Source organism: Allokutzneria sp. NRRL B-24872, from assembly GCF_002155965.1.
Taxonomy (GTDB): domain Bacteria; phylum Actinomycetota; class Actinomycetes; order Mycobacteriales; family Pseudonocardiaceae; genus Allokutzneria.
In genome coordinates, this window is record NZ_MUMH01000053.1 from 1 (window position 1) to 5,278 (window position 5,278).

At 71.4% G+C, this 5,278-nt stretch carries 4 protein-coding genes; all 4 read left to right on the forward strand.

Annotated features, from left to right (window positions below):
• A partial coding sequence (locus CCN37_RS15185) for an AfsR/SARP family transcriptional regulator (RefSeq protein WP_210408036.1) occupies positions 1-2,060 on the forward strand: 2,060 nt, incomplete at its 5' end.
• A 43-nt stretch (positions 2,061-2,103) separates the two neighbouring features.
• Complete coding sequence (locus tag CCN37_RS15190) at positions 2,104-3,243, forward strand: nucleotide disphospho-sugar-binding domain-containing protein (protein WP_143261613.1); 1,140 nt, start codon at positions 2,104-2,106, stop codon at positions 3,241-3,243.
• 36 nt (positions 3,244-3,279) lie between these two features.
• Positions 3,280-4,068, forward strand: coding sequence for an ABC transporter permease (locus tag CCN37_RS15195; protein ID WP_246843062.1), 789 nt, complete (start codon positions 3,280-3,282; stop codon positions 4,066-4,068).
• Between the two features lie 51 nt (positions 4,069-4,119).
• On the forward strand, positions 4,120-5,115 hold the full coding sequence (locus CCN37_RS15200) for an NAD(P)-dependent oxidoreductase (protein ID WP_086821422.1): 996 nt from the start codon (positions 4,120-4,122) through the stop codon (positions 5,113-5,115).
• Positions 5,116-5,278 lie beyond the last annotated feature (163 nt).

The window sequence follows — 5,278 nt, forward strand, 5'->3', positions numbered from 1 at the left end:
TGGAAGTTCGCGCCGGCGCGACCGAGACCGGGGCTGAGATCGCGGTGGCGGTCAACGGCCAGCGGCAGCGCACCGTGCTCGCCGTGCTGCTGCTCGCTCCCGGCCGGGTCGTCTCGGTCGACAGCCTCGTCAACGCGGTCTGGGAGGGCACGCCACCGGCCACCGGGCGCACCCAGATCGCCATCTGCGTAGCGGGGCTGCGCAAGGCCTTCCGTGCGGCTGGCTGCGCCGACGACGTGATCATCACCAGCTCGCCCGGCTACAAGCTGCTCGCCGACGAGCACGTGATCGACGCGGTGCGGTTCGAGCAGGAGTGCGCCAGCGCCGAGCAGGCCGCGCGCGAGGGCCGGACCGAGCAGGCCGCGGCAGGCGTGCGGGCGGCTCTGGCGCTCTGGCGCGGCCAGGTGCTCGCCGGGATCTCCGGGCAGGCGGTGGAATCCGAGGCCGCGCGACTGGAGGAGCTGCGGTTGTCCGCGACCGAACGGCTCACCGCACTGCGGCTGGAGCTGGGCCAGCACCGCGAGCTGATCGGCGAGCTGACCGCACTGGTGCGCGACCACCCGTTGCGGGAGCAGGCGCGCGCCCACCTGATGCTGGCGCAGTACCGCTCCGGCAGGCGGGCCGAGGCGCTGGAGACCTTCCGCGCGGGCAGGCGGCAGTTCATCGACGAGTTCGGGATGGAACCGGGTCCCGCGTTGCAGGGCCTGCACCGGGCGATCCTCAACGACGACGCCGACCTGACGCTGGCCGAGACCGTCGCGCCGCGGCGGGAGCCGGTGGCGCGCGGGGTGCCCGCGCAGCTGCCGACCTCGCGCGCGCGGTTCACCGGGCGCGCGGCCGAACTGTCCACTTTGGACGGAATGCTGGACGGAACCGGGCCCGCGGTCGCGTTCGTCACCGGAGCTGCCGGGATCGGCAAGACCGAACTCGCGTTGCGCTGGGGACGGCGCGTCGCCGAGCGGTTCCCGGACGGGCAACTCTTCGTCGACCTCCGCGGACACGACGTCGCGGCCGAACCCGTTGGCGCACAAGATGCTCTGGCCGGTTTCCTGCGCGCGTTCGGAGTTCCCGAAGCACGCATCCCGGCCGATCCCGCCGAGCGCTCGGCGCTCTACCGCAGCCTGCTGGACGGCAAGCGGGCGCTGGTCGTGCTGGACAACGCCGCCTCCTTCGCGCAGGTGCGTCCGCTGCTGCCGGGCAGCGGCGACAATGTCGTGCTGGTGACCGGGCGGGACCAGATCGGTGAGCTGCTGGGCGAGCACGGCGCGCTGCGGCTGCGGCTCGCCGCGCTCAGCCGGGCCGAGTCTGTGGAGCTGCTGGACGCGGGCGCGGGCGATAAGGACGCGGCCGGGCGGCTGGCCGAGCTGTGCGGCGGGCTGCCCCTCGCGCTGAGCACCGCCGCGGCGCGGTTGGTGGCCAAACCACACTGGAGCTTGACGCGCCTCGCACGGCTGGCCGAGGACGAGGACCGGCGGCTGGACGAGTTCGGGGTGCGGTCCAGCTTCGACGCGAGCTACCGGCGGCTCTCGCCCGCTACCGCCACGCTGTACGCGCGGCTGGGCGCGCTGGACGTGCCGGACTTCGCGGCGTGGGTCGGCGCGGCGGTGCTCGACCGCGAGCTGGCCGAGGCGGAGTCGTTGGTGGAAGAGCTCGTCGACTCGCAGCTGCTGGAGGTCACCCCGGCGGACGACGGCGCGACGCGCTATCGCTTCCATCCGCTTGTTCGTTGCCATGCAAGGGAAAAGGCGAGCCAGAGCGAGTCCTTCGCCGCGTGCAGGCGCGCGTTCGACATGTGGGGCGCGCTCGCGACGACGGCGGTGGACCAGCAGCCGAGGGATGTTCCCGGCGGGCTCGACGCGCGTGATCTGGTGGGTGATCCGGCCACCTGGTTCGAGACCGAGCGGGCCTCGGTGCTCGCCGCGATCGAGCAGGCGTTGCGGATGGGCTTGGTGCTCCAGGCGTTGGACCTCGCGTCGGCGGCGTGGCGGCTCGGCCACCGCGAGGCCGACGCCGCGCACCCGGTGCTGGCGATGGCCTTGGCCGAGAAGTTGGCCAGCTGACGCTCGATATGGAGCCGATAAGGCGGCTTCCTACCGTGGCCCCATGCGCGTGTTGTTCTTGCCGATTCCCGGAATCGGACACTCCTTCCCGACCGTTCCCCTGGCATGGGCGCTGCGCGCTGCCGGGCACGAAGTGCTCTTCGGCACCGCCTACGCGGGCGTCGCCGTGGAGCGGGCCGGGCTGCCGGTCGTCGACATCGGCCTCGGCGCCGACCAGCCGGAGGTCTTCGCCGAGCTGGAACGGCGCTACCCCGAGCTGAACGCGAAGATGCGCGGTGACAACGGCGCCGGGCTCACCGACATGCTCGAAGCGGTCCCGGTGTTCGCCGGGATCACCGAGCAGATCACGCTCCCGGTGACCGATCTGGCCGAAGCGTGGCGGCCGGACGTGATCGTGCACGGCGCGCTGCACGGCGCCGCGTTGATCGCCGCGGCCAAGCTCGGAGTGCCCTCGGTGGACCTCGGCGACGGTTTCGGCCGGACCGTCGACGTGCCGGAAGCCATGTACGAGAGGCTTTCCCACGCCTTCGCCGAACACGGCGCGCCCGGACTGCCCGAGACGCGGATCAAGATCGACGTGGCGCCGCCGAGCATGGTCGGCGGGTCCTCGGAGGGCTGGCCCATGCGCTACGTGCCGTTCAACGGCGGCGCGGTGGTGCCGGACTGGTTGCCGCCCAACGCTCCTGAGCCGCAGCGGCCCCGGATCGGCGTCACGCTCGGCTCGGTCGCGGTGCACCTCGGCGGGCTCGGCCCGGTCGCGGCGGTGCTGGAGGCCGCGGGTGACCTGGACGCGGAGTTCGTGCTGGCACTGGGAGACGTGGACACCGAATCGCTCGGCCCGATCCCGCCGAACGTGCGGATCGCCGGCTGGGTGCCGCTGTCCGCGCTGCTGCCGACCTGCACCGCGCTGGTCCACCACGGCGGTGGCGGCACCACTTTGACCGCGCTGCACAACGGGGTCACGCAGATCGTGCTGCCGGGCGGTGGTGACGGCAACATCAACGGCGAGGCGGTGGACAAGCGCGGCGCCGGGCTGTTCGTCCGCCCTGAGGCCGTGGACCCCGCGATGCTGGAGCGCGTGGTCACCGACGAGAAGATGCGTTCGGCCGCCGAGGAGGTCCGCGCGGAGATCGCCACGATGCCGACCCCCGCCGACATCGTCTCGCGCCTGGAATCCTTGTGATATCGGGTAAATAAGAGGCGTTCCTACGCTCGAAGCGTGACTTCAGCCATCCGTGCAGACGTGTCGGTGTCGCGGACCGCCCGGCACGTCGTGGCGCTCAGCCGCCGGAACCTGTTGCAGTTGTGGGCGGAACCGCTGCGGCTGGTCGACGCCACGGTCATGCCGATGGTGCTGTCGCTGATCTTCCTGTTCCTCTTCGGCGGGGCGATCAGCAAGGGGCAGGGCGAGTACGTGCTCTACCTGATGCCCGGGATGATGGTGGAGGCCATCGCGTTCGCCTCGCGGGCGACCGGGATCGGGCTGAACCTCGACTTCGCCACCGGGATCATGGACCGCTTCCACGCGCTGCCGATCGCGCGCTCCGCCGTGCTGGGCGGGCGGATCACCGCCGACGTGGTGCGGATGGCCGTCGCGCTGGCGGTGATGTTCGGCTTCGCCCTGCTGGTCGGGTTCCGGGTGCGCACCGGGCCGGTCGAAGTGCTCGCCGCGGTCCTGCTGCTGCTGGCCTTCGGGTCGGCGCTGTGCTGGGTCTCGGCCTACGTCGGGCTGCTCGTGCGCAGTCCGCAGGCCGTTGGCAGCGTGGGCTTCCTGTGGATGATCCCGTTGCAGTTCGGCAGTTCCATGTTCGTGCCGCCGGTGACCATGCCCGGCTGGCTCCAGGCGTTCGCCGCGATCAACCCCGTCACCTCGGTCTGCGACGCGGCGCGCGGCCTGCTGGTCGGTGGTCCTGTCGCGCAGCCCGTGCTGCTGTCGCTGGCGTGGATCGTCGGCCTCACCGCGGTTTTCGCGCCGCTTGCCGTGCGCAGGTACACGCGCAGGAGCTGAACGCTGTTTCACACCGCCCCCTGTGGAGTCCATTGTGGAGAGTGGGAATCGATGAGCAGTCCTTTGGTGGTCGTCCTCGGCGCGTCCGGCTTCGTCGGTACCGCGCTCACCCGGCAGTTCGCCGGCCGCGACGTGCGGCTGCGCTTGGTCTCGCGGCGGCGGATCGTCGCGCCGACCGGCTGCCGGGCCGAAGTGGAGACGCTGGCCAGTGATCTCACCCAGCCCGGTGCGGTGGCCGAGGCCGTCGCGGGGGCGGACGTGGTGATCCACCTGGCCGCGCACATCGCGGGTTCGTCGACCTGGCGCGTTGCCGAGGGCGACACCTCGGCCAAGCGCGTCAACCTCGGGGTGATGCACGAGGTCATCGCGGCGCTGCGCGGGCGGGAGGAGCCGCCGGTCGTCGTGTTCGCCGGCTCCATCTCGCAGTTGGGTGAGCCGCGCGGACCGCTGATCACCGGCCGCGAGCCCGACGAGCCGGTGACGGAGTACGACCGGCACAAGCTCGCCGCTGAGCGCGCGTTGAACGAGGCCACCGCCGGCGGTCTCGTTCGCGGTATCACGTTGCGGCTGCCCACGTTGTACGGTCAGGGAATCGGACCGTCCTCTTTGGAGCGTGGGGTGCTCGCGGCGATGATGCGGCGGGCGTTCTCCGGGCAGCCGTTGACGATGTGGCACGACGGTTCCGTTGCCAGGGACCTGCTGTGCGTTGACGACGCCGCGCGGGCGTTCGTGGCAGCTATCGACAACGCGGACGCTCTTGCTGGGCGTCCTTGGCTGATCGGGACGTGTGTGGCGACGCCGATGGGCTCGGCGTTCCACGCGGTCGCTTCGCTCGTTTCGGAGGTCACGGGCGAGCCTGTCGTGCCGGTCGTCCAAGTTGAGCCTGAGCACGCGGTCACCACCGACCTGCTCGATTTCGTCGTGGGCACAACGGAGTTCGGCTCGGTGACGGGCTGGGCGCCGCGCGTCGAGCTGACGTCGGCGTTGCGTGGGGCTGCGGAGACCATGCACGCCGAGCGCGCTCCCGCGCCTGTTTCGGTCAGCTAGGGGCCGTCGTTGCGTACCCAATGCGGCATTCGTTACGTCTCGCGAAACAAATGCCACATTGGGTACGTAAGCGGGGGTGGGGTGAACGTGGTGATACGGCGGCAATAACGCGGCCTCGTAGGTTTGCGAAAGGCAGAGCCAGGACGCGCTAGGAGCCAGCGGG